Below are 23,858 nucleotides of genomic sequence, written 5' to 3'. Positions count from 1 at the left end.
ATTGATCCATTTTAAATCAACGGGTTGCAGTCAGTCTTTCGCGTAGGTCGTCAGACAATCCGTTTTCCCTGAGCCAGATGCCAACATATGCTCTAGCCAGTTGACTGTCCTCTGAGCTGAAAGACTCCACTCCGTTGTATTTCAAACTAAGGGAGTGGGCTGCATCAAGGGTAAGTGCGTAACGATCACCTGCGCTGATGTCGGTAAATGTGGCGTGCAGCTCGTCAATCATGGGCCGCAGCTCGTCAAGGGTTGGCTTGTCGTACTGCCGTTCCAGAGCTACCCAGGCTGCCTTGATGACGTCCTCGCGATCAATGTTCCGGTAGTAATACAGCTCCAGATGCAGGGGTTCTCCTGCCTTTATCGGGTTTTCCAGTGGCTGTTGTGCTGGTGTCAGCAGGGCGGCGCTGTAAACGTCCACGAACAGGTATTCCAGCAAGCTGGCATTGCGCAAGACCAGCTCCTGATTGCCAACTTCGATGCGTTGCGGGAAGTCCGCTTCGGCCAGGCGCTTTTCGCTGGCGGCAAGGCTGAGTGGCAAGAGGCAACAAACCAGCGCCAGGGTACGTGCAATCATCTTTTCTACTCCGTTTTCGGTGAGTCAATACGCCCATTAACTACTCCGGCTGAATTATGGTCAATTCACCCGGTAACGGATTGTGTAACAGCAAAAAACCTGAAAAAACCAAGACCTTGAGTAGCATTGACAGGTCATGGTCTTTATACTTGACGGGATTTTTGATGAGGGTTCGTGGTCACATTCTGCTGGGTTTTGTTTGCCTCCCGAAACGCTCGGCGGCCCCTTTGCTACGCCGGATGCCCGATCCGCCCTTGACGATTCCAACCAGTGATTAGGCTATACGTATGATAAAAATCAAACGGGGCTTGGATCTGCCAATCACCGGCTCCCCTGAGCAAATCATGGATGACGCGCGCCCGGTGCGCAGCGTTGCCGTGGTCGGTTTCGACTACCACGGTATGAAACCAACCATGGAAGTGAAAGAGGGTGACCGGGTCAAGCTAGGCCAGATTCTTTTCAGTGACAAGAAAACCCCCGGCGTTATCTACACCGCACCCGCGTCAGGCGTAGTCAGTGCGATCAACCGCGGCGAGAAGCGTATCCTGCAGTCGGTGGTAATCGACGTCGAGGGTGATGAAGCGGTCAGCTTTACCGCCCACGAGGAAACGGCCCTGGCGGGCCTTGATCCCAAGCATGTACGTGAGCAATTGATCGAATCAGGTATGTGGACAGCATTGCGGACACGGCCCTACAGCCGTGTGCCTGCTGTTGACAGTGAGCCGCACTCGATTTTTGTAACGGCTATGGATACCAACCCGCTGGCCGCTGACCCGGCCCTGGTGTTGAAGGAATACGCAGGCGCATTCGAGAATGGCCTGAAGGTGCTTGCGCGCCTCGGACGAATCTGGCTGTGCCGCGCCGAGGGCGCGTCGGTACCGGGTGAAAACCTCGATGGCGTTCGCTGCGAAAGCTTCGCCGGCCCCCATCCCGCAGGCTTGCCTGGTACGCACATCCACATGCTCGACCCGGTCAGCGAGAGCAAGACTGTCTGGCAGGTCAACTATCAGGACGTTATTGCTATCGGTCATCTGTTTACCGACGGCAAGTTATGGACTGAACGTGTGGTTGCACTGGGAGGCCCGATGGTCGAGCGTCCACGTCTGCTGCGCACACGTCTGGGTGCCAATCTTGATGAGCTCACCGCTGGCGAGCTGCAGTCAGGTAATAACCGTGTTATTTCCGGGTCGGTCTTTGGTGGTCGCCTGGCTCAGGGTCCGGTCGCGTACCTTGGTCGTTATCACCAGCAGGTTTCCGTACTGGCCGAAGGCGATAACCGCGAAATGATTCACTACCTGCGTCCCGGGGTGAATAAACACTCGGTATTGAATATTTTCGTCTCCAAGTTGAAACCCGGCAAGCAATTCGATTTTACTACTACTACAAATGGCAGCCCGCGGGCCATGGTCCCACTCGGTAACTACGAGATGGTCATGCCGCTGGACATCCTGCCAACGCAACTCTTGCGCTACCTCATCGTCGGTGACACTGACATGGCCCAGAAACTGGGCTGCCTGGAGCTGGACGAAGAAGATCTGGCCCTGTGCAGTTACGTGTGCGCTGGCAAATATGAATATGGCCCGATTCTGCGTGACAACCTCACGCTGATCGAGAAGGAGGGTTAAGCCATGGGTTTGCGTGCATTCCTCGACAAGATCGAGCACAACTTCGAGAAGGGTGGCAAGCACGAAAAGTTCTACGCCCTCTACGAAGCGATCGACACGTTTTTCTACCGTCCCGGTAGCGTAACTCGCACCACTGCGCACGTGCGCGATGGTCTGGACCTCAAGCGCATGATGATCACCGTATGGGTATGTACTTTCCCGGCGATGTTCTATGGCATGTACAACATTGGTTATCAGGCCAATATCATCTATGCAGCCAACCCCGAGTTGCTCGCAGCTCAGGAAGGCTGGCGCATTGGCTTGATCGGGTCGCTGGCAGGTTTTGACGCAGCGAGTCTGTGGGACAACCTGATTCATGGTGCGGCGTTCTTTCTGCCGGTGTATGCCGTGACCTTTCTGGTCGGTGGTTTCTGGGAAGTCCTGTTCGCCTCGATCCGCAAGCATGAGGTCAATGAAGGCTTCTTCGTTACTTCTATCCTGTTTGCGCTGATTCTGCCGCCAAGCATTCCTCTGTGGCAGGTCGCGCTGGGTATCAGCTTCGGTATCGTGATCGGCAAGGAAGTCTTCGGCGGTACTGGCAAGAACTTCCTCAACCCGGCGCTGACGGGCAGGGCGTTCCTGTACTTTGCCTATCCTGCGGCCTCCTCCGGTGACGCTGTCTGGACTTCGATTGATGGCTACGCCGGTGCAACCGCACTGAGTCTGGCGGCTTCCGGTGGCGTCGAAGCGATCATGTCACAGGGAATCAGCTGGTTTGATGCCTTTGTCGGCAACATCCACGGTTCAATAGGTGAAACTTCGACCCTGGCTATATTCCTGGGCGGCGCCGTACTGCTGACAACCAAGATCGCCAACTGGCGTATTGTGGCAGGCGTGATGCTTGGCATGATTGGTTTGAGTCTGTTGTTCAACATGCTGGGCTCCACTACCAACCCGATGTTCTCAGTGCCCTGGTACTGGCATATGGTGGTTGGCGGCTTCGCTTTCGGCATGATCTTCATGGCCACTGATCCTGTATCTGCGTCCATGACCAACCAGGGTAAATGGATCTTCGGTGGCCTGATCGGTGTCATGGTTGTACTGATCCGTGTGGTCAACCCGGCCTTCCCCGAGGGCATCATGCTGGCGATTCTGTTCTCCAACCTGTTCGCTCCCCTGATCGACCACTTCGTCGTCCAGGCCAATATAAAGCGGAGGCTTGTACGCAATGTCCAGTAATAGAGAATCCGTCAGCCGCACCATCATGGTGGCGTTGCTGGTCTGTCTGGTGTGCTCGGTGGTTGTTTCGGTTGCCGCCGTGTCGCTCAAGCCGGTGCAGATAACCAACCAGTTGTTGGACAAGAAGCGCAACATTCTGTCTATCGCCGGTTTGTTGGAAGAGGGCGTTAGTGTCGAGGAGCAGTTCGAGAAAGTGACTGCTCGTCTGGTTGATCTGCGCACTGGCGAGTTCAGTGATGAAATCGATCCGTTGACCTACGATCAGCAAAAGGCTTCCAAGGAGCCTGCGCTGTCTCAGCAACTTGATGCTTCCGAAGATATTGCCAGCATCCGTCGCCGTGCCAACTACGCAACCGTATACATGGTTGAGAACGAAGATGGTATCGAGACCATGATTCTGCCAATCCATGGTTACGGCCTGTGGTCGACCCTTTACGGCTTTATTGCCCTTGAGGGTGATCTGCAGACTGTTGTGGGTCTGGGCTTCTACCAGCACGCGGAAACGCCCGGTCTGGGTGGTGAAGTCGACAATCCGAACTGGAAACAGCAATGGACCGGCAAGGTTGTCTACGATGAGCAGGATGATGTTGCTATCCAGGTCATCAAGGGTAGCGTGGATCCGGGTATGGCTGACGCCGAGCACAAGATCGACGGTCTTGCCGGTGCCACCTTGACCAGTCGTGGGGTGGAAAAATTAGTTCAGTTCTGGATGGGCGAGAATGGCTTTCGTCCGTTCCTCGATAATCTCAGCGCGGGAGAAGCGTAATCATGGCTAAAGCAAGCGCCAGACAGGTGCTCTTCGACCCAATTTTCAGCAACAACCCAATTGCCCTGCAGATCCTCGGGATCTGCTCGGCGCTGGCGGTTACGACCAGCCTGAACGTCACCCTGGTGATGTGTCTGGCACTCACCTCGGTAACCGCTTTTTCCAACCTGTTTATCTCGAGCATCCGCACCTACATCCCCGGCTCAATCCGGATGATCGTGCAGATGGTGATCATTGCGTCGTTGGTAATCGTGGTAGATCAGGTTCTCAAGGCCTATGCCTACAACATCAGCAAGCAGTTGTCGGTTTTCGTTGGTCTGATCATCACCAACTGCATCGTGATGGGCCGGGCTGAAGCCTTTGCCATGCAGAACCCGCCACATATGAGTTTCCTTGACGGGGTCGGTAACGGCCTGGGCTACAGCTTCATACTTATCGTGGTTGCCGTGATTCGTGAGCTGTTTGGTGCCGGCAAGCTGCTCGGCTATGAAATCCTGCCGTTGGTCAACGTGGGTGGCTGGTACCAGCCCAACGGTCTGCTTCTGCTGCCACCGTCTGCGTTCTTCATAATCGGGCTGATCATCTGGGCGCTACGCTCCTGGAAGACTGAGCAGGTGGAGGAGCCGGATTTCAAGATGGCACCACAGAGCCGTGCGTTGAAGGAGGCTATGTAAGCCATGATTGAACACTATATAAGCCTGATGGTCCGGGCCATTTTCGTTGAGAACATGGCTTTGGCCTTCTTCCTCGGCATGTGTACCTTTATCGCTATTTCAAAAAAGGTGCAGACTTCGCTGGGTCTGGGTATTGCGGTAGTGGTGGTATTGACCATCACCGTACCGGCCAACAATCTGATCTATACCTACTTGTTGCGTGATGGCGCGCTGGCCTGGGCCGGTCTGCCCAATGTGGACCTGAGCTTCCTGGGTCTGCTCAGCTACATCGGCGTTATCGCTGCACTGGTGCAGATTCTGGAGATGTTGCTGGACAAGTTTGTTCCCTCGCTCTACAACGCGCTGGGTGTATTCTTGCCGCTGATCACCGTGAACTGCGCCATTCTCGGTGCGTCCCTGTTCATGGTCGAGCGTGATTATTCTCTCGGCGAGAGCACCGTTTACGGGTTTGGTGCCGGTGTGGGCTGGGCGTTGGCGATTGTTGCGCTTGCGGGTATTCGCGAGAAGCTCAAGTACAGCGATGTTCCTGATGGCCTGCGCGGTCTGGGCATTACCTTCATCACCGTGGGGCTCATGTCCCTGGGGTTCATGTCGTTCTCCGGCGTGCAACTGTAAACAGGAGCTGTAACTGATGAACATGGAAATCTTTCTGGGCGTGGGGATGTTCACGGCGATCGTGCTGTTTCTGGTTGCCGTGATCTTGATCGCTCGCTCCAAGCTTGTCACCAGTGGCGACGTGACCATTGAAATCAATGGCGAGCGCACCATTACCGTGCCTGCCGGTGGCAAATTGCTGAACACCTTGTCGAACAACGGCATTTTCCTGTCTTCTGCCTGCGGCGGCGGCGGTACCTGCGCCCAGTGCAAGTGCATTGTCGAGGAGGGCGGCGGTTCCATGCTGCCCACCGAGGAGTCGCATTTCACCAAGCGTGAAGCCAACGAAGGCTGGCGCTTGTCCTGCCAGGCCCCGGTCAAGCAGGATATGAAGATTGAAGTGCCGGAAGAAGTCTTCGGCGTGAAGAAGTGGGAATGCACCGTTGAGGCCAACCCCAATGTGGCGACCTTCATCAAGGAACTGACGCTCAAACTGCCGGAAGGCGAGAACGTCGATTTCCGTGCTGGTGGTTATGTGCAGCTGGAATGCCCGCCGCATACCGTGCATTACAAGGATTTCGACATTCAGCCGGAATTCCGTGGTGACTGGGACAAGTTCGACATGTGGCGCTTTGTGTCCAAGGTTGATGAAACCGTCATTCGTGCCTATTCCATGGCCAACTACCCGGAAGAGCGTGGCGTAGTGAAGTTCAATCTGCGTGTGGCTTCGCCGCCGCCAGGCCGTGACGATCTGCCCCCGGGCAAGATGTCCTCCTGGTGTTTCGCGCTCAAGCCCGGTGACAAGGTCACGGTCTATGGTCCCTTTGGTGAGTTCTTTGCCAAGGATACCGATGCCGAGATGGTCTTTATTGGTGGTGGCGCCGGTATGGCGCCCATGCGTTCGCACATCTTCGATCAGCTGGGCCGCATCAAGACCAAGCGCAAGATCTCCTTCTGGTACGGTGCGCGCTCGCTGCGTGAAGCTTTCTATGTCGAGGAATTCGACAAGCTGCAGGAAGAAAATGAGAACTTCAAGTGGCATCTGGCCTTGTCCGATGCGCTGCCGGAAGACAACTGGAATGGTCCAACGGGCTTTATTCACAATGTGTTGCTTGATAACTATCTGAAGGACCATCCGGCCCCTGAGGATTGCGAGTACTACATGTGTGGTCCGCCAATGATGAACGCTTCGGTTATCAAGATGCTGCAGGATATGGGTGTCGAACCGGAAAACATCATGCTTGATGATTTCGGCGGCTAGAGTGCTACTTCGAAACCTTCGGCCCGCTATTGTTGTTGCCTTGGCAACAGCTCTGGCGGGCTGTTTCAATTCTACGGTGCCGGTTTCGGAAATTTCCGGTAGCACCATGGGTAGCACCTATTCGATCAAATGGGTTGCGGCGGATGGTTCTCCCGGTCCGGAAAAGCTGCAGGCCAGTCTGGAAAACCAGTTCGACGAATTTGATGCTGAGGTTTCTACCTGGCGTGACGATTCGGATTTGGCGAGATTCAACGCACTGCTTGCTGGTGCCTGTCAGTCCATGCCGCAATCGATTCTGGATTTGGTCGGTTTTGCACAGAGGCTCAATAGGGACAGCGAAGGCGGTTTCGACGTGACCGTTGGCCCGTTGCTGGAAGTCTGGGGCTTTCAGCGTGGCGACGGAATGCAGGTCGTGCCTGTGCAGGCCGAGATTGATAAGGCGTTGCAGAATGTAGGCCAGCAGCATTTGCGCATCGAGAAGGACCAGTTGTGTAAGGACAATGACCTCAAGGTTGATCTCAGCAGCATTGCCGCAGGCTATATGGTTGATCGGGTTGCGGAACACCTGCTGTCACTGGGAATCAAAGACTATATGGTCGAGATTACCGGCGAACTCAAGGCGGCCGGGGTCAAGCCGGGCGAGAATCCTTGGCGCATTGCCATAGAGGAGCCGCGTGATGATGAGCGCACAGCGAGTCTGATCGTTGAGCTCGACGGTTATGCGGTATCCACTTCAGGTGACTATCGTAATTACTTTGAATACGAGGGGCAGCGTTATTCGCACACTGTCAATCCCAGGAGCGGATGGCCGGTCATGCATAATTTGACTGCAGTGACCGTGATGGATCCCTCTGCCATGGTGGCTGATGGGCTTTCCACCGTATTGCTGATTCTTGGCCCGGAGAAGGGCTGGGAATATGCACAGGAAAACAATGTTGCGGCACTTTTTGTGCTGCGCGAGGGGGCCGAGTTTGTTTCCCGGCCCACACCCCTGTTTGAGGCTCTGGTAAAGAGCGAGGAGTAACCTATGGTCTGGTTTCTGGCATTCCTGTTGATGACTCTGGTCGTGGTTGGCATGTCCGTGGGCGTAATGATGGGTCGCAAGCCTATTGCCGGGTCCTGCGGTGGTATTGGTGCGACTGGACTCGACAAGTCCTGTGGCATCTGCGGCGGGGACGTCACAAGGTGCGAAGAAGCAAGTGAAAACGCGGGTATCGAGCCGCGGGCCAAGCGTGCAACCAGTGATCTGGGATATGACGCGACCAAGGTCGACTAGCTTCATCGGTTTTCAGATGAGAGCATACCCTCGAGCACAACAAGGAACTTACTGAATGGCTGTATACAATTATGACGTAGTGGTACTGGGCTCTGGCCCAGCTGGCGAGGGCGCTGCAATGAACGCGGCCAAGCACGGCCGCAAGGTGGCTGTGGTTGAAGAGCGTGACTCTGTGGGTGGTAACTGTACCCATCTGGGCACCATTCCGTCCAAGGCATTGCGTTATTCTGTCAAACAGATCATTCACTTCAATACCAATCCGATGTTTCGCACCATCGGTGAGCCCCGCTGGTTCTCATTTCCAAACGTACTGAAAAGTGCCGAAAAGGTCATGGCCAAACAGGTTACCTCCCGGACCAGCTATTACGCCCGCAATCGGGTCGATGTGTTTTTTGGCAAGGGCAGTTTCGCCGACGAGAACACCATCGAACTGGTCAATTCCGCAGGTGTGGTCGACAAGTTGATCGCCAAGGAAGTCATCGTTGCCACGGGCTCCAGGCCGTATCGTCCGGCGGACGTGAACTTCAGTCACCCGCGCATCTATGACAGCGACACCATCCTCAAGCTTAACCATACTCCACGTACCCTGATCATTTACGGTGCGGGTGTTATTGGTTGTGAATATGCATCAATCTTCTGCGGGCTGGGCGTAAAGGTAGACCTGATCAACAACCGGGACCGGTTACTCAGTTTCCTTGACGACGAGATCTCTGATGCCTTGAGTTACCACCTGCGTAACAACAGCGTATTGATCCGGCATAACGAGGAATACGACAAGATTGAGGGATTGGACAGCCAGGGTGTTGTTCTGCATCTAAAGTCTGGCAAGAAGCTCAAGGCCGATGCGTTGCTCTGGTGTAACGGCCGTACTGGTAATACTGATGGGCTAGGCATGGAAAATGTCGGGTTAAAGGCCAATAACCGTGGCCAGTTGAGTGTGGATGAAAACTACCGCACTGATGTGCCGAATATCTACGCTGTCGGAGATGTGATTGGCTGGCCGAGCCTGGCCAGTGCGGCTTTCGACCAGGGCCGTTCTGCCGCGGGTAATATCGTAAGCAATGACGCCTGGCGTTTTGTGGATGATGTGCCCACAGGTATTTACACGATTCCGGAGATCAGCTCGTTGGGCAAGACCGAGCGTGAGTTGACCGATGCACAGGTGCCTTACGAAATTGGACAGGCATTTTTCAAGAGTATGGCGCGCGCGCAAATTACCAGTGAACAGGTGGGTATGCTGAAGATCCTGTTCCATCGCGAAACTCTCGAAGTTCTGGGTATTCATTGCTTTGGCGACCAGGCATCGGAAATTGTGCACATCGGCCAGGCCGTCATGAACCAGAAAGGGGAGGCGAATACCATCAAGTACTTCGTCAACACCACCTTCAACTACCCGACCATGGCTGAAGCCTATCGGGTTGCGGCGTTGGACGGATTGAACCGACTTTTTTAGGCACTATGCTCGTGTGTGCAACGAAAAAGCCCCGTAACCGGGGCTTTTTTATGCCCGCTGCTTGAGGGTCTCGACTGCCAGGTGCGGCAGGTCGGTAATCAGGCTGTCTACGCCCATCTCTGCCAGGCGCTGCATCATCGCAGGGTCATTCACTGTCCAGACTGATACATGCAGACCCATGGCCTGGGCTTTTCGTATACGTGCAAGCCTGCATAATTTCCAGTTCAGGATCAGATAGCGGCAACCGTACCGACGTGCGCTCTTCAGGGGATCAATCAGGCCATACTCTTCGACCAGCCCGGTGGGAAGCGAGTAATTGTCCTGGCTGGCCGTTTTCAGCAAGGTGCGGCTGCTTGAGGTAAGGACTACCTTGTCCTTCAACCCGAAACGCTGGACCAGTTCACTGACAGCGTCCAGCACAATACGTGATTGGCCGCTGGAGCCACTCTTGACTTCAAGCTGGTAGTGCTCGAACTCTGGGCAGGCCTGGAAAAGCTGCTCCAGGCTGGGTATTGGGCAAGGCTCCGGCCAGGATGGACCATCCCGGCGGGCGTCCAGGCGCATCAATTCAGCAGCAGTATGTTTGCTGACCTTGCCGCCCAGGCCTGTGGTGCGCCTGAGGGTAGGGTCATGAATTACCATGAGTTGACGGTCTGCGGACAGATGCAGGTCAAGCTCGACACGGGTGACGCCGGCGGCCAGTGCGCGTCTGAAGCTTGGGAGGGTGTTTTCCGGTGCTTCGCCGCGGGCACCCCGATGGCCGTAAATCAACGTCATGGGGTCAGCGCGCTCCCCGATTGGCGATGGCGAACGCTATCGATGACCCTGTCGTATTCAAAATAAACGCTGTAGCCGGGATAGTCCCAGCGGGTAATCGGTGGTTGCCCGACAGCGGCATGTCGAGTGCTCGGCTCGCCATGGCGCTGGACCACGGAGCCTTTGGTCTGACCCCGCTGGGGCATAGCAGACACATTGTCGGTTGCCTGGTGGCCGAGTGGAATGACCAGGGTGTCTGCTTGCAGGGGTGCTGCGCTGAGCATCATACCTAGCATCAGAGAGGTGGCACATAGTGTCGAGGTTAGGTGTTTCATCATGGTGTCCTTTCCTGGATTGAGGCTTGAGTCTTGTTGGCACGGATTTCCTGAGCCTGTTTTTGCAGTATATGCCGGGCAAGCATCTGACGCTGATTATCTGCCAGGGTGTGAAAGCTCACGGCAATGATCCAGTTGTCTGACTCGGTATCAGGCTCACAGCGAATAACCTGTGACGGCAACACCAGCCCAAGTGGTGAGGGCAGCAGCACCATACGTAGCGCCAGCCAGGCACCAATCTCGAAAGCCTCCGGATAGGCAAAGGAAATACCGCCTTCACTCAGGGTAACTTCCTGGGGATCACCGATTTCATCCACCAGCTGTAGCGCCAGAGCGTTACTTAGCAGATCGACTCGCTTGTTGATTATCTTCAGATAGTGCGCCAGGGCTCGGTCACGCTCGGCTATCTGACGCAGCAGATGCTGCGATTCGTAGTCCAGGGTATGGAGGTCACTTAACAGGCTGAAAAGTGGTGATTGCTCCTCGAACGCAGCCTCTTCAATGTCCGCACTGCTCACCTTGCGCACATCCAGGGCGAGGCTGTCGCGAATTCTGAAGAAATCCCGCTTGTCGTCTGTTGAGTCTTCTTCTTTGTCTGTCATTTGACCCGCCTGAGCCTTTGCGAAGCGCTGAACAAATATGCTTTTCAGTGTACCATGCCAATCCGAACTGCCATTCAACGGGCACGGCCCTTCAGGTAACCGTTACTTCATGTTCAGACCCTTGCCATTTTTTATCGGCCTGCGCTATACCCGCGCCAAGCGCCGCAATCATTTCATTTCCTTCATTTCCCTGATCTCCATGCTGGGGCTGACCCTTGGCGTGCTGGTCATGATCCTGGTGCTGTCGGTGATGAACGGCTTTGACCGCGAGTTGCGGACCCGCATTCTGGGTATGGTGCCCCATGCGACCGTCAGCTCCCAGCAGCCGATCAACGACTGGCCTCTGCTGGCCGATACCCTGCTTGAGCATCCCGATGTCGAAGCAGTGGCGCCTTTTGTCCAGCTGCAGGGCATGCTCACGCATGATGGCAGTGTAGCTCCTGTTCTGGTGAACGGCATTCTGCCGGACAAGGAGGTAGATGTGTCCATTGTTGGTCAGCACATGACCCGTGGCACCCTGGGCGACCTGCAGGACGGGGAGTTTGGCATTATCGTCGGTGAACAGATTGCCAGTCGCTTTGGCGTGGGGATTGGCGACAAGCTGACCTTTGTTCTGCCAGAAGCATCGGTAACCCCCGCCGGCGTGTTTCCCCGCCTCAAACGTTTTCATGTGGTGGGCACCTTCAAGGTCGGAGCGGAGCTGGATGGTTCCCTGGCGCTGATCCATGCCGGCGATGCTGCACGTTTGTCGCGCTGGGAGCCCGGTCAGGTGCAGGGTTTGCGTGTCAGGTTGGGTGATCTCTTCCAGGCGCCCCGTGTTGCCTGGGAGCTGGCATCCTTGCTGCCGGGTGACTACTACGCGCAGGACTGGACCCGTACTCACGGTAATCTGTTTGCCGCGATCCGGATGGAAAAGACCATGATCGGCCTGCTTCTGCTGCTGATCGTCGCAGTGGCTGCATTCAATATCATCTCCACTCTGGTCATGGTGGTCACCGACAAGAAAGCGGACATCGCTATTCTGCGAACTCTTGGCGCATCGCCTGGCACCATCATGGGCATATTCATGGTGCAGGGCTCCGTGATTGGTGTGGTGGGAACTCTGGCTGGTTGTGTCCTCGGGGTACTTGCGGCGTTGAACGTGTCGGCGATGGTCGCTGGGCTGGAAAAACTTTTCGGCATCCAGTTCCTCAGTTCCGATGTGTACTTCATCAGTTACCTGCCGTCCCAGCTTATCTGGAGTGATGTTGTGTTGATCTGTGCTGCGGCTCTGGGCATGAGCTTCCTGGCCACACTGTATCCGGCCTGGCGCGCCTCGCGCACCGAGCCTGCGGAGGCATTGCGTTATGACTGATTTTGTCCTGGAATGTCGGAACCTGAGTATGGAATATGCAATCGGACCGCAGCGCCTGCGTGTACTCGATGGCATAAACATGCAACTGGTAGCCGGTGAGCGCGTGGCCATTGTCGGCAGCTCGGGGTCGGGTAAAACGACACTGCTCAATCTGCTCGGTGGGCTGGATACGCCCACTGAAGGAGAGGTTTGGCTGGCCGGCAGGCAGATGTCCTCACTGCGCGAATCAGAACGTGGCAAGCTCCGTAACAGCGGGCTGGGTTTTGTCTACCAGTTCCATCACCTGCTGGCGGAGTTCAGTGCCCTGGAAAACGTATGCATGCCGCTGTTGATTGGCAACACGCCTATCAGTGAAGCGCACCAACGCGGGCAGCAGATGCTTGAACGTGTTGGTCTTGCCCAGCGCGCCGGACACAAGCCGGGCGAATTGTCAGGTGGTGAGCGTCAGCGTGTGGCCATCGCACGGGCGCTGATCAACGAGCCGGCCTGTGTCCTACTCGACGAACCTACCGGCAATCTGGACCAGCACACGGCAAGAAGCATTCAGCAGTTGATGCTCGAACTTAGCCAGAGTCTCAAGACCGCCTTCATGGTGGTTACCCATGACCTCGCACTGGCGTCACAAATGGACAGGGTCCTGACCCTGGTGGAAGGTAAACTGGCGGCGCGCGTAGAGTAAAAACGTCAGTTCTGATGACGGCGTCGCATTTTACGCCTTTGCCAGTTGCGCCCGACCCATATTCGCCAATACAACATGGTGGCGGCATACCCCGCCACGGCGAAGACGGCCCCCAGAAGAACGGAACCGAGAAGCAGCGGCTGCCAGATATGGTGGATTTCGCTGGCCAGCCAGGTCATTGATAATTCCATGGGCATGCTGCGTTCGGGTGCGCCCAGAAGCATGGTTCCGATCTTGTATTCCGCAAAGAAAATCATCGGCATGGTGACCGGATTGGTCAGCCAGACCAGGCCCACCGAGACGGGCAGGTTGGCACGTGCCGGCATTGCAACGCAGGCTGAAACCAGCATTTGCATTGGAATGGGTAGCATCGAAACGAAAAGCCCGATGGCCATTGCCCGCGCAACGCTGTGGCGGTTGAGATGCCATAGGTTTGGATCGTGCAGCATGCTGCCCATAAAGCGAAGCGATTTGCTTTGCTTTATGCGTTCGGGACTGGGCATGTAGCGTTTCAGGAACCGACGCGGCATTACTATGGTAGCCAGGGAAATGTCGCTCAATTATGCATGGAATGTCAGGCGCAGACTACTGCCTGACTGCAAAGGAAGGCCGTACATTGGATGTATTCCGCCGCCCACAACTCATGGTTATCCTGCCGGGTTTTTTTCTGGGCCTGATCAGTCCATTGATGCTGGAGCAGTTGCCATCGCCCTGGCTTCTCGGGGTGTTGAGCCTGCTGATTCCGGTAGTCTGGCTGAAGGGCCCGGATAACCGGCTGCTTGCCGCAGGTCTGACTGGTCTGGTCTGGGCAGTGCTGGTTCATCATCTTGTATTGCATGAGCGGCTGCCGGACCGGCTCGATCAACAAACCCTGTCGATCGAGGGGCGTATTGCAGGTCTGCCCGAAGCCACCCTAACCGGCTGGCGATTTCAGCTCGCGGACGCACGGATAGTTGACACCGGTGAATCCCTGCCTTTCATGCGTGTTCACTGGTACGCCGGTGAGCCCGTGCTGCAGGGCGAGTACTGGCGGTTCGAGGCGCGGGTGCGCCGTCCCCGCGGCATGTCCAACCCCGGTGCATTCGATTACGAAGCCTGGCTTTATGCCCAGGGTATTGGCGCCCTTGGCAGCATACGCAGTGGTCAACGGCTGGACGGCATGCGGTATGGAGGCGTTGACGGAATGCGCAGTCATATCCGTGACCGATTGCTGCAGGCCCTGGGGGCTACCCCGGGTACTGAAAGGCTGCTGGCATTAATTGTTGGTGACCGAAGCGTGCTCAGTCGGGAGGATTGGCAGGTACTGCAGGCAACCGGCACCAGTCATCTGATGGTGATATCCGGCTTGCACGTAGGTCTGTTCGCCGCGGCGGTGTTTGGTCTGGTTACGCTTGCGGGTCGACTGGGCATATTACACCTGCCCTTTGCGCGTATCTGGCTGGCAGCGCCCCTGGCCATCTTTGCCGCTGCTATTTATGCCGCACTTGCGGGTTTTGCCGTCCCCACCCAGCGCGCCTTGCTGATGGTGGCCATGGTGTTGCTGGCCCGGTTGCTTTATCGCCAACCCGGGCCCTGGTTCTTCTGGTTGCTGGCCATGTGTCTGGTGGTGATGATAAATCCTGCTGCGCCCCTGCTGGCTGGGTTCTGGCTATCTTTCATGGCGGTGGGTCTGTTGGTTTTCGGGATGGCTGGCAGGCTCGATCAAAGGGGGCTCTGGTGGCGTTGGGGTCGCGCGCAGTGGGTTATTTTTATCGGTCTCTGGCCCTGGTTGCTGTTATGGGGGATGCCCGGCAGCCTCATTGCGCCGTTGGTGAATATTCTGGCAATCCCATTCGTCAGTCTGCTGGTGGTGCCCGCTGCACTACTGGGGACGCTGCTGGAGCTTGTGCTGGGGGTCCCCTGGCTTCTCTGGTTCGCTGCCCAATTACTCGATGGATTATTTCTTGCGCTGGAGCAGGCAGCTAGCTTGCATGTCCCCACGTACCTGGCTTTTCCTGGCTGGATCAACTGGCTGCTGGGCGTAGCGGGTATTCTGGCCCTGCTGAGCCCGTTATCGCGGTTGTTGTGGTTGCCCGCTCTGGCGTGCGTGCCCGTGCTGCTTGCAGCACCGCAACCAAGGCCGGTCGAGGGGGAGTTCTGGGTAACTGTCCTGGATGTGGGGCAGGGGCTGTCAGTGTTGGTGCAGACCCGACAGCATGCGCTTCTTTACGATGCGGGTGCGCGGCTTTCCAGCGGTTTTGATCTGGGTGAAGCCGTGGTGCATCCTGCCCTTGTATCCCTTGGGGTAACCGATCTGGACAGGCTCCTGGTCAGTCATGCAGACAATGACCATGCAGGTGGGGCGCAGGCAATAATTCGGCACATGCCCGTGGGCCGAGTAGTCGCCGGTCAGATTGAGGATCAGAGCCCCCAACTGCAAGCGATTGCCTGCCAGCCAGGTGAGAGCTGGAGCTGGAATGCGGTGACATTCGAGATCATTTACAGCGCACCGGCTCCCGCGCCAGCCAATGAGCGATCCTGCGTCCTGCGCGTGACGACGGGCGACAGTGGGGTGCTGTTAACCGGTGATGTAGGCATACGCGGTGAATATCAGATGCTTGCCCATGATCTGTCTGCGAATCTGTTGCTGGCCCCGCACCATGGCAGTCGAACCTCTTCTTCCTATGCGCTGATTCGTGCGGTGGATCCAAATTGGGTGGTATTCAGTGCCGGTCACAGGAACCGCTTCAACCATCCGCATCCAAATGTTGTGGCGCGCTATCGGGAATTGGCCGTCGAACCTGTTTATACTAGCCGCGCCGGTGCTGTTCGTTTCGTGTTTGACAAAGACCACGGCGGGCGCCGTGACTGGAGCTGGAGAGACAGCGCCAGGCGCTTCTGGCATGAATAACAAGAGCGCGCAGGGAGCAGCTGGCCCTGTGCTAGAGTATGCTGACTTTTGGGGAGGGATCGCTTGTGTGGGAACTGATCAGTGCGGGCGGCTGGCTGATGCTGCCGATTATCTTGTCTTCGGTTATTGCTGCCGCCATCGTGATAGAGCGTCTTTGGGCACTGCGCAGCGCGCGTGTGGCGCCTCCGGCGTTACTTGGTCAGGTCTGGCAATGGGTGCGTGAGGGCAAGCTGGACGCCGAACGTCTGAAAACCCTGCGTAGTGACTCGCCCCTGGGCGAAATCATGGCGGCCGGCCTGAACAACTCCAAGCACGGTCGGGAGATCATGAAAGAAAGCATCCAGGAAGCGGCCGGCAAGGTCATTCATGAGCTCGAACGCTACCTCAATACCCTCGGTACAGTCGCTGCAATTACGCCGCTGCTTGGTCTGCTGGGTACGGTAATCGGGATGATCGACGTGTTTAGCGCAATCATGATTCAGGGTACCGGCAATACCGGCGTGTTGGCAGGAGGTATCTCCAAGGCATTGATAACCACCGCTGCGGGCCTGACCGTAGCCATTCCGGCCCTGTTTTTTCATCGTTTCTTTGTGCGTCGGGTGGACGAGCTGGTGGTGGCCATGGAACAGGAGGCGACCAAGCTGGTCGAGGTTCTGCAGGGCAATCGTGAAGTGGAAGCGCCGATCGCTGGCCCCGTGAGCAAGGAGCCGGTTTCACGCGTTGGTAGCACTCGCAAGGGAGCCAGGACGTGAATTTCAGGCGCCAGAGACAGGAAGAGGCCAGCGTCAATCTCACGCCCCTGATCGATGTAGTGTTTCTGCTGCTGATTTTCTTCATGGTTTCAACCACCTTTACCCGCGAGACCCAGCTCAAGCTGGATCTGCCGGAAGCGGTGTCCGGCGAGCAGGTGGAAAATCGTGACCAGCAGCAGATCGAACTGACCATATCGGCCAGCGGGGATATTGCAATCAACGACAAGGCGCTTATTGCTCCCGGGGTGGATACGCTTAAGACAGCGCTTCAGCGCGAATCGGCTGGTGACCTGTCGTTGCCCTTGATTATTACCGCAGATGCGCAGACGCCCCATCAGTCAGTGATCATGGCGATGGACGCGGCAGGTCAACTGGGCTTCACCCGGTTGAGGCTGACGACGACCCAGGCGGAGGCGGGCGAAGGGCAGTGAAGGGATTTTCCCTCGAGCAGTTCATGCTCCGTGCCTGGTATGGACGGCAGAGTTGGCTGCTGGCCCTCAGGCCCTTGTCCGCGTTTTACGGCTTGGTAGTAACCAGACGTCGCGCAGCATACATGGAGGATGCTGCGCGTGTCTGGCAGCCCCCCGTGCCGCTGATCGTGGTGGGTAACATCACCCTGGGTGGTACCGGCAAGACCCCCATGTGCATCTGGCTGCTTGATTATCTCAAGGCCCAGGGGCTACGTCCCGGTCTGATAAGTCGTGGCTACGGCGCCTCCCCCCAGTCAACGCCCTGGTTGCTCGATCCCGACCATGACGACGCGGTGACCGTGGGCGATGAACCTTTGTTAATCGCAAAGCGCTGCCAGGTGCCCGTGGTCATTGATCCGGATCGTCCGCAGGCGGCGCGGCACCTGCTGGCCAGCGCGCAGGTGGACGTCATCGTCAGTGACGATGGCCTGCAGCATTACCGACTGGGGCGCGATCTGGAAATACTCATGGTCGATGCTGCGCGGGGGCTGGGCAATGCCAGATGTCTGCCGGAGGGGCCGTTGCGTGAGCCTGCCAGCAGGGTGAAGTCGGTAGACTTCGTGGTGCGCAATGGTGCCGTATCTGACAGTTCCACGGATTTCGGGATGCAGCTCAAGCCGGTGGCGCTGGTCAACCTGCTGACGGGTGAGCGCATACGGCCTGAACACTGGCAGGGCAGCAAACAGGTGTCAGCGGTGGCAGGAATCGGCAACCCCGAGCGTTTTTTTATCAGTCTTGAGCAGCTATCCTTCGAGGTGGAGCGGCACATTTTTTCCGATCATGCACATTATTCGGTAGCCAGTTTTGCTGCTTGCGATCTGGACAGGCCCTTGATCATGACCGAAAAGGACGCGATCAAATGCACCGGCTTTGCCCGACCCAACTGGTGGTATCTGTGCGTAGAGGCGACCATGAGTGACGCCTTTGCCAGCCAGTTGCAACAGCGCCTGGCCACTCTCAATCCGAGGCCTGCCTGACTGGTCTGGCTACTCGGCATTTTCTTTTCATTTTCTCAGGAGTTTTATGATGGACCCCAAGCTGCTTGATATCCTGGCGTGCCCGATCTGCAAGGGCCCGCTGGTACAGAACGCCGACAAGACCGAGTTGTGGTGCCGCGCCGATGGTCTGGCCTATCCGGTTCGCGATGGCATACCGGTCATGCTGGAAGGCGAGGCCCGTGCCCTGGATGCCGATGAGCGGCTGGATACCTGAACATGTTCCACGTCATCATTCCGGCTCGATATGCTTCCACCCGCCTGCCAGGCAAGCCCCTGCTTGATATTGGCGGCAAGACAATGATTCAGCGCGTGTGGGAGCAGGCCGGCAAGAGCCAGGCCTTGAGCGTGACCGTGGCCACCGACGACGAGCGCATAGCTGAGGCCTGTCGTCAGTTCGGCGCCAACGTTGTACTGACCAGAGCCGATCACCCCTCGGGCACCGACCGGTTGCAGGAGGTGGTGACGTTGATGGGGCTTGATGCCGAAGACTGTGTGGTCAACGTGCAGGGCGACGAGCCGATGATCCCCCCCAGCTTGATTGACCAGGTGGCAGCAAACCTGCTCGCGCACCCGCAGGCCAGCATTGCCACTCTGGCCGAGCCTTTGACGGATATCGAATCGGTTTTCAATCCCAATGTGGTGAAGCTGGTGACCGACCAACAGGGCTTTGCCCTGTACTTCAGTCGCGCGCCGATCCCCTGGTCCAGGGATGCCTTTGCAACCGAGCCGCGCAGCATCCCTGAGGGAATGACCTTCCGCCGGCATATCGGCCTGTATGCCTATAAGGTCGGATTTCTGCATGATTATGTCCAGTGGGCACCGAGCCCCCTGGAGACGGCAGAATCCCTGGAACAACTGCGGGCACTCTGGTTTGGCTGCCGGATTCAGGTTGCTGATGCCTGTGAGGTGCCGGCACCGGGCATTGATACCCGGGACGACCTGGAGCGGGTACGCGCAATGCTGGCCGGATCCTGATGTTCGCCGTGCGACAGCAGGTTGACCTGCGGGCCTACAACTCCCTGGGTATTACCGAGCGCGCCGAGCATCTGGTGGAGATCCACAGCGATCGGGAGCTTGTGGCTGCACTGGATATGGCGGCTGAACATGCCTGGCCGGTCACTGTGCTGGGAGGCGGCAGTAACGTCGTTGTTACCGGATCGCTGCCTGGTGTGGTCATAATCATGCGCAGCCGCGGCCGGCGGGTTTTGCGGCGCGCGCCAGATGCGCTGCTGATCGAGGGTGAGGCCGGTGAGAATTGGCACGACCTGGTCAACTGGACGCTGGATCTGGGGCTCTGCGGGCTGGAAAATCTGTCACTTATACCGGGCACGCTGGGCGCAGCTCCGGTCCAGAATATCGGCGCTTACGGTGTTGAGTTACAGGATGTCTTTCATAGTCTGGACGCACTGGACCGGGTGACCGGTGAGATCCGACAATTTGACCGTGCAGCTTGCCACTTCGGCTACAGGGAGTCCGTTTTCAAACAGTCGCCCGGGCGCTATGTGATCTTGCGGGTGCGGCTGATACTGCGCCGTCATGCTCAGGTTCGTGTCGACTATGCCCCGCTGGACACTGCCTGGGAAGCGACCGGCCTGCACCGACCGGATCCGCGTGTTGTCGCCAGTCTGGTCTGCCATATCCGCCAGTCCAAACTCCCGGATCCCGCGGTGTTGGGCAATGCGGGAAGCTTTTTCAAGAATCCGCTGGTAACCCGGCACCAACTGAATGCGCTCAAGGCCCTTTATCCCGACATACCGCACTACCTGCAGCCGGATGGTCGATACAAGGTTGCAGCCGGATGGTTGATTGACCAGGCTGGCTGGAAGGGTGTGCGCGCTGGCCATGTGGGCGTGCATGCACGACAGGCGCTGGTGCTGGTAAATCACGGTGGCGCACGGGGAGAGGATATTCTCTCGCTGGCCAAGCGTATCAGCGATGATGTCCATGCCCGGTTTGGCCTGGAGCTGGAAATGGAGCCGCAACGGCTGGGTTGAAGACTTTGCCGATGTTTCAAGGGTCACTCAGACAAAAAAAGGGGATGCATCAAGCATCCCCTTTTTCGTTCGCCGTCCCCTATCAGAGCTTGGGCTTATCTTCCTGGTCTTCCTGCTGCTGACGCAGATCATGGGTCTCGGGATGATCTTCATCACCCGTCGCATCCGCGCTAGCGGGTGACTCGACCGTATCGATCGGCAGGTCAGCCTGTTGCGGATTGGCTGGACGCTCCCGTTCGGAACGCTCGGGCTGCGGACTGTCGGCTTGCTCGGCTGGCGCCGACTGCTCTTCGACTGCAGGCTGCTGAGCGACCGGGTCTACTACCGGTGCGGGCTGATCGGGCAGGGGTGTGACATCCTGAACCGGCGTTGCCGTTTCCATTGCTGTTTCCGGCTCCTCGCTGGCTGCCTGCTGTTCAGCCAAAAGCTTGGCTTCCTGCTGGCGGCGGCGAATTTCCCGCGGATCGTTATAGGCGCGTCCGCTTTCTGTTGGCGGATTCACCGGCTCCACAGGCTTCACTGGCTCGGGCTGAACTTCCGTCTGTGCGGCAACCGTTTCTTCCAGTGCCGGTGCTGGCGCTACAGGCTCTGCGTGTACCAGAACTTGCGGTTCCTGCTCGGTTGGTTCGACCGCTGCGGCGGTAATCTGGACCGCAGGCTCAGTGGGCGCCTCATTGACGGATTCAGCCGGTACTGCCGTTGGCTCTGCATCAGCGGCCTTGATCTCAGCCACTTCCTCGACAGGAGCCGGAGTGGCTTGCTGCTCGGTTGTATCTTCATCAACCGCCTTGGGTTGCGACTGGCTGAACGCCTGAACCGCATCCTCAATGGAGGACTCAAGATCGGATGCGGCCTGTTTCAAGCCGGCCTCTACAGGATCAGTCACATCACTCAGGCTGCCAGGTTGCTCCTGCTCCTGCTCGGCTACCGTTTCTTCCACACGGGCAACCGACGCTGCAGCTGTGGCTGCCACTGCGACAGCGCTGTCTGCTACAGGCTGGCTCGGCTCGTTGCTCGGCAGTTCGCTGGAAGGCGTCTGCTCGCCTTCCTGGGCGCCCTCGGAGCCGGCTGTAGTGTCATCCTGATTAACGCGGCTGCGACGATTATTGCGACGACGCTGGCTATTACGCGAGCGACGCTTGGGGCGATCGCTTTCGCCTGTCTCATCCGTGGTGTCCAGATCTGTCTGATCTTCAGCGATCGTCTGGTCTTCGTTTGCCTTTTCCTCGACAGGGCGACGCGAACGACGCTCGGCAGGTGCTTCGGAACGGCCTTGATCAGGAGTCCGGTCCTGGTTCTGATCTGGACCCTGCTCCTGCGCCGCTTGCTTGGCTTCAGTCGGGGTTTCCGGCGTACCGCGGCGGCGGCGGCGGGTAGGCGTTTCCCCCGACTTGGTTTCCGTTGCTACCGGAGCGTCACGCTTCTCGGTCTGGACCGGCGCCTCGGCGCGAGCTGCTGGAGCTTTGCGCTCGGGACGTTCGCTGCGCTCAGGACGCTCGGCGCGTTCTGGGCGCTCATTGCGTTCTGGGCGGTCACTGCGTTCGGTACGGGGGCGGCGGCCACGACCACCACGGCGCTCGTCACCACCTCGCTTGTTGTCACGTGGGGCGGGCTTGCTGGCAGAGCGCTCTGCGGGCTTGGCCGGCTCTTCGCGTGCTGGCTCTTCTTCAGAGGCGAACAGGCTCACGAGTGACTTGATCAAACCCTTGAACAATCCCGGCTGCGCATCGTGAATCGCCTTGGTGGCAGCCACGGGAGCTGCGGCGGCAACAGGCGTTGGCGCAGGGCGTGAGGGCGCCAGCGTCTTGACTGCTGCTTCCTGACGCACGATAGCCTTGGTCTGGCTGACGGGTGTGGGCTCTTCGGCAACGATTTCGCTGCTCATGGTGTAGCTGGTTTCGCCATTGAGAACGGCTTCATGGTCGTCGCGCAGACGCTGAACGTCGAAGTGCGGGGTTTCCATGTGCTCGCTGGGCAGAATCAGCAGGCGTACCTTGGTACGCTCTTCGGTTTTGGCCAGCGCTTCGCGCTTTTCGTTGAGCAGGAAGGTGGCTACAGCGATCGGCACGTGGGCGCGAACTTCTGCGGTGCGTTCCTTCAATGCTTCTTCTTCGATAAGGCGAAGTACCGACAGGGACAGGGACTCGACGTCGCGGATGGTGCCTCGGCCATTACAGCGTGGGCAGACAATACCACTGGTCTCGCCCAGGGATGGGCGCAGGCGCTGACGGGACATTTCCAGCAGACCGAAACGGGAAATCCGACCCACCTGAACACGGGCGCGGTCGGCTTCCAGGCTTTCCTTGACGCGCTCTTCAACGGCCCGCTGGTTTTTGGCAGGGGACATGTCGATGAAGTCGATCACGATCAGGCCGCCGATATCACGCAGGCGTAACTGGCGGGCGATTTCTTCAGCCGCTTCCAGGTTGGTCTGCAGTGCAGTCTCTTCGATATCGGCACCCTTGGTGGCGCGCGAGGAGTTGATATCAATGGAGACCAGAGCTTCGGTGTGGTCGATCACGATGGAGCCGCCGGAAGGCAGTTTCACTTCGCGTTCGAAGGCGGTTTCAATCTGGCTTTCAATCTGGAAACGGTTGAACAGCGGTACGGTATCTTCGTACAGCTTCACCTTGCTCGCGTACTGCGGCATGACCTGGCTGATGAAGTTCAGCGCTTCTTCCTTGACGGTCTCGCTGTCGATCAACACTTCGCCGATGTCCTGGCGCAGGTAGTCGCGGATGGCGCGGATGATGACGTTGCTTTCCTGATAGATCAGGAACGGGGAGGCGCGCTCATCGGAGGCGCCCTTGATGGCACCCCAGAGTTGCAGCAGATAATCCAGATCCCATTGCAGTTCTTCAGCACTGCGACCCAGGCCGGCGGTGCGCACGATCATGCCCATGTCGGCGGGAACGTTGAGGCTGTTGATGGCTTCGCGTAGCTCGTTGCGCTCTTCACCCTCGATGCGACGGGAAATGCCACCGGCGCGCGGGTTGTTGGGCATCAGCACCAGGTAGCGACCAGCCAGGCTGATAAAGGTCGTCAAAGCTGCGCCCTTGTTGCCGCGCTCTTCCTTGTCGACCTGGACTATGACTTCCTGGCCTTCGCGCAGTACTTCCTTGATGTTGACGCGGCCTTCAGGCTGCTTGGAGAAGTATTCGCGGGAGATTTCCTTCAGCGGCAGAAAGCCGTGGCGGTCAGAGCCGAAATCAACGAATGCAGCCTCGAGGCTGGGTTCGACACGGGTGATCTTGCCTTTATAGATGTTGGCTTTCTTCTGTTCACGTGCTCCGGATTCTATATCCAGATCGTACAGGCGCTGGCCATCTACCAGGGCGACGCGCAACTCTTCGGGTTGAGTTGCGTTGATCAGCATTCTTTTCATGAAGTACCGTTGTGTTTCCAATGCTGCCCGGATCACACAATGACGGCACCTGCGACTCGTATGACAGGTGTCAGGGGTGTTTCTGCTTGGGCCAACCTTGCCCTTGTTCAGATTTCATGTCGCTGCCACAGGGCAGGGCAATACAGTCTGTTACGGCGAGTACAGATAAACCGTTTCTGGAAGTCTTTGAAAAAGCCTG

The 23,858-nt window shown here is 57.6% G+C and carries 24 protein-coding genes; 18 read left to right on the top strand and 6 right to left on the bottom strand.

Features of this window, described 5'->3' with window-relative positions:
* Positions 1-16: 16 nt before the first annotated feature.
* Positions 17-577 (bottom strand): chalcone isomerase family protein, encoded by a 561-nt coding sequence (locus IEV54_RS11945; RefSeq protein ID WP_150276762.1) that lies wholly within the window; start codon positions 575-577, stop codon positions 17-19.
* A gap of 287 nt (positions 578-864) precedes the next feature.
* Here IEV54_RS11945 and IEV54_RS11940 point away from each other — a divergent pair, with 287 nt between their 5' ends.
* From IEV54_RS11940 to sthA, 9 genes are all read left to right on the top strand, one after another.
* Entirely contained in the window at positions 865-2,202 is a 1,338-nt protein-coding gene (locus IEV54_RS11940; RefSeq protein ID WP_150276763.1) for a Na(+)-translocating NADH-quinone reductase subunit A, read from the top strand.
* 3 nt (positions 2,203-2,205) lie between these two features.
* The gene (locus tag IEV54_RS11935) at positions 2,206-3,420 is read left to right on the top strand and encodes an NADH:ubiquinone reductase (Na(+)-transporting) subunit B (RefSeq protein ID WP_150276764.1); all 1,215 of its coding nucleotides are present in this window, start codon (positions 2,206-2,208) and stop codon (positions 3,418-3,420) included.
* The gene (locus tag IEV54_RS11930; protein ID WP_150276765.1) at positions 3,410-4,186 is read left to right on the top strand and encodes a Na(+)-translocating NADH-quinone reductase subunit C; all 777 of its coding nucleotides are present in this window, start codon (positions 3,410-3,412) and stop codon (positions 4,184-4,186) included. The genes IEV54_RS11935 and IEV54_RS11930 overlap by 11 nt, the downstream gene beginning before the upstream one ends.
* A gap of 2 nt (positions 4,187-4,188) precedes the next feature.
* Positions 4,189-4,860 carry an NADH:ubiquinone reductase (Na(+)-transporting) subunit D gene (locus IEV54_RS11925; protein WP_150276766.1) on the top strand — a complete coding sequence of 224 codons (672 nt, stop codon included), beginning with the start codon at positions 4,189-4,191 and terminating at the stop codon, positions 4,858-4,860.
* Between the two features lie 6 nt (positions 4,861-4,866).
* The gene (gene nqrE, locus IEV54_RS11920) at positions 4,867-5,475 is read left to right on the top strand and encodes an NADH:ubiquinone reductase (Na(+)-transporting) subunit E (RefSeq protein WP_150277097.1); all 609 of its coding nucleotides are present in this window, start codon (positions 4,867-4,869) and stop codon (positions 5,473-5,475) included.
* A 13-nt stretch (positions 5,476-5,488) separates the two neighbouring features.
* Complete coding sequence (gene nqrF / locus IEV54_RS11915) at positions 5,489-6,715, top strand: NADH:ubiquinone reductase (Na(+)-transporting) subunit F (protein WP_188434454.1); 1,227 nt, start codon at positions 5,489-5,491, stop codon at positions 6,713-6,715.
* Positions 6,716-6,821: 106 nt separating this feature from the next.
* Positions 6,822-7,739: an FAD:protein FMN transferase gene (locus tag IEV54_RS11910; protein WP_223825376.1), complete on the top strand. Its 918-nt coding sequence runs from the start codon at positions 6,822-6,824 to the stop codon at positions 7,737-7,739.
* Between the two features lie 3 nt (positions 7,740-7,742).
* Positions 7,743-7,991 carry a (Na+)-NQR maturation NqrM gene (gene nqrM / locus IEV54_RS11905; RefSeq protein ID WP_150276769.1) on the top strand — a complete coding sequence of 83 codons (249 nt, stop codon included), beginning with the start codon at positions 7,743-7,745 and terminating at the stop codon, positions 7,989-7,991.
* Positions 7,992-8,046: 55 nt separating this feature from the next.
* Positions 8,047-9,444, top strand: coding sequence for a Si-specific NAD(P)(+) transhydrogenase (gene sthA, locus IEV54_RS11900; protein WP_150276770.1), 1,398 nt, complete (start codon positions 8,047-8,049; stop codon positions 9,442-9,444).
* A gap of 48 nt (positions 9,445-9,492) precedes the next feature.
* Here the strand turns inward: sthA and IEV54_RS11895 are convergent, their stop codons facing one another.
* From IEV54_RS11895 to IEV54_RS11885, 3 genes are read right to left on the bottom strand one after another with little or no spacing between them, the layout of a single operon-like run.
* Positions 9,493-10,221 carry a glycerophosphodiester phosphodiesterase gene (locus IEV54_RS11895; protein WP_150276771.1) on the bottom strand — a complete coding sequence of 243 codons (729 nt, stop codon included), beginning with the start codon at positions 10,219-10,221 and terminating at the stop codon, positions 9,493-9,495.
* Positions 10,218-10,535, bottom strand: a complete 318-nt coding sequence (locus IEV54_RS11890; RefSeq protein WP_150277098.1) for a phosphodiesterase — start codon at positions 10,533-10,535, stop codon at positions 10,218-10,220. The genes IEV54_RS11895 and IEV54_RS11890 overlap by 4 nt, the downstream gene beginning before the upstream one ends.
* On the bottom strand, positions 10,535-11,137 hold the full coding sequence (locus IEV54_RS11885; protein ID WP_150276772.1) for a PilZ domain-containing protein: 603 nt from the start codon (positions 11,135-11,137) through the stop codon (positions 10,535-10,537). The genes IEV54_RS11890 and IEV54_RS11885 overlap by 1 nt, the downstream gene beginning before the upstream one ends.
* Before the next feature lie 109 nt (positions 11,138-11,246).
* Here IEV54_RS11885 and IEV54_RS11880 point away from each other — a divergent pair, with 109 nt between their 5' ends.
* Positions 11,247-12,491, top strand: coding sequence for a lipoprotein-releasing ABC transporter permease subunit (locus tag IEV54_RS11880; RefSeq protein ID WP_150276773.1), 1,245 nt, complete (start codon positions 11,247-11,249; stop codon positions 12,489-12,491).
* A complete protein-coding gene (gene lolD, locus IEV54_RS11875; protein ID WP_150276774.1) occupies positions 12,484-13,170 on the top strand; it encodes a lipoprotein-releasing ABC transporter ATP-binding protein LolD in 687 nt (228 codons plus the stop codon). Before IEV54_RS11880 ends, lolD begins: the two co-directional genes overlap by 8 nt.
* Before the next feature lie 5 nt (positions 13,171-13,175).
* On the opposite strand, the gene IEV54_RS11870 is transcribed toward lolD, so the two are convergent.
* The gene (locus tag IEV54_RS11870; protein ID WP_150276775.1) at positions 13,176-13,700 is read right to left on the bottom strand and encodes a DUF2062 domain-containing protein; all 525 of its coding nucleotides are present in this window, start codon (positions 13,698-13,700) and stop codon (positions 13,176-13,178) included.
* Positions 13,701-13,732: 32 nt separating this feature from the next.
* Here IEV54_RS11870 and IEV54_RS11865 point away from each other — a divergent pair, with 32 nt between their 5' ends.
* The 7 genes from IEV54_RS11865 to murB all read left to right on the top strand — a co-directional run bounded on the left by IEV54_RS11865 (position 13,733) and on the right by murB (position 20,274).
* A complete protein-coding gene (locus tag IEV54_RS11865) occupies positions 13,733-16,060 on the top strand; it encodes a DNA internalization-related competence protein ComEC/Rec2 (protein ID WP_150276776.1) in 2,328 nt (775 codons plus the stop codon).
* A 65-nt stretch (positions 16,061-16,125) separates the two neighbouring features.
* On the top strand, positions 16,126-16,812 hold the full coding sequence (pocA, locus tag IEV54_RS11860; protein ID WP_373286447.1) for a flagellar polar localization protein PocA: 687 nt from the start codon (positions 16,126-16,128) through the stop codon (positions 16,810-16,812).
* Complete coding sequence (pocB, locus tag IEV54_RS11855; RefSeq protein ID WP_150276778.1) at positions 16,809-17,243, top strand: flagellar polar localization protein PocB; 435 nt, start codon at positions 16,809-16,811, stop codon at positions 17,241-17,243. Before pocA ends, pocB begins: the two co-directional genes overlap by 4 nt.
* A 23-nt stretch (positions 17,244-17,266) precedes the next feature.
* Positions 17,267-18,259: a tetraacyldisaccharide 4'-kinase gene (lpxK, locus tag IEV54_RS11850; RefSeq protein ID WP_150277099.1), complete on the top strand. Its 993-nt coding sequence runs from the start codon at positions 17,267-17,269 to the stop codon at positions 18,257-18,259.
* 49 nt (positions 18,260-18,308) lie between these two features.
* Complete coding sequence (locus IEV54_RS11845; RefSeq protein WP_150277100.1) at positions 18,309-18,494, top strand: Trm112 family protein; 186 nt, start codon at positions 18,309-18,311, stop codon at positions 18,492-18,494.
* A 2-nt stretch (positions 18,495-18,496) separates the two neighbouring features.
* Entirely contained in the window at positions 18,497-19,255 is a 759-nt protein-coding gene (gene kdsB, locus IEV54_RS11840; protein ID WP_150276779.1) for a 3-deoxy-manno-octulosonate cytidylyltransferase, read from the top strand.
* Complete coding sequence (gene murB, locus IEV54_RS11835; protein WP_150276780.1) at positions 19,252-20,274, top strand: UDP-N-acetylmuramate dehydrogenase; 1,023 nt, start codon at positions 19,252-19,254, stop codon at positions 20,272-20,274. The genes kdsB and murB overlap by 4 nt, the downstream gene beginning before the upstream one ends.
* Before the next feature lie 82 nt (positions 20,275-20,356).
* On the opposite strand, the gene rne is transcribed toward murB, so the two are convergent.
* Complete coding sequence (gene rne / locus IEV54_RS11830) at positions 20,357-23,659, bottom strand: ribonuclease E (protein ID WP_150276781.1); 3,303 nt, start codon at positions 23,657-23,659, stop codon at positions 20,357-20,359.
* Positions 23,660-23,858 lie beyond the last annotated feature (199 nt).

The organism is Halopseudomonas salina, from assembly GCF_014637955.1.
GTDB classification, from domain to species: domain Bacteria; phylum Pseudomonadota; class Gammaproteobacteria; order Pseudomonadales; family Pseudomonadaceae; genus Halopseudomonas; species Halopseudomonas salina.
The sequence above is the reverse complement of the archived record's forward strand: the minus strand, read 5'-3'. Positions and strand labels throughout refer to the sequence as shown.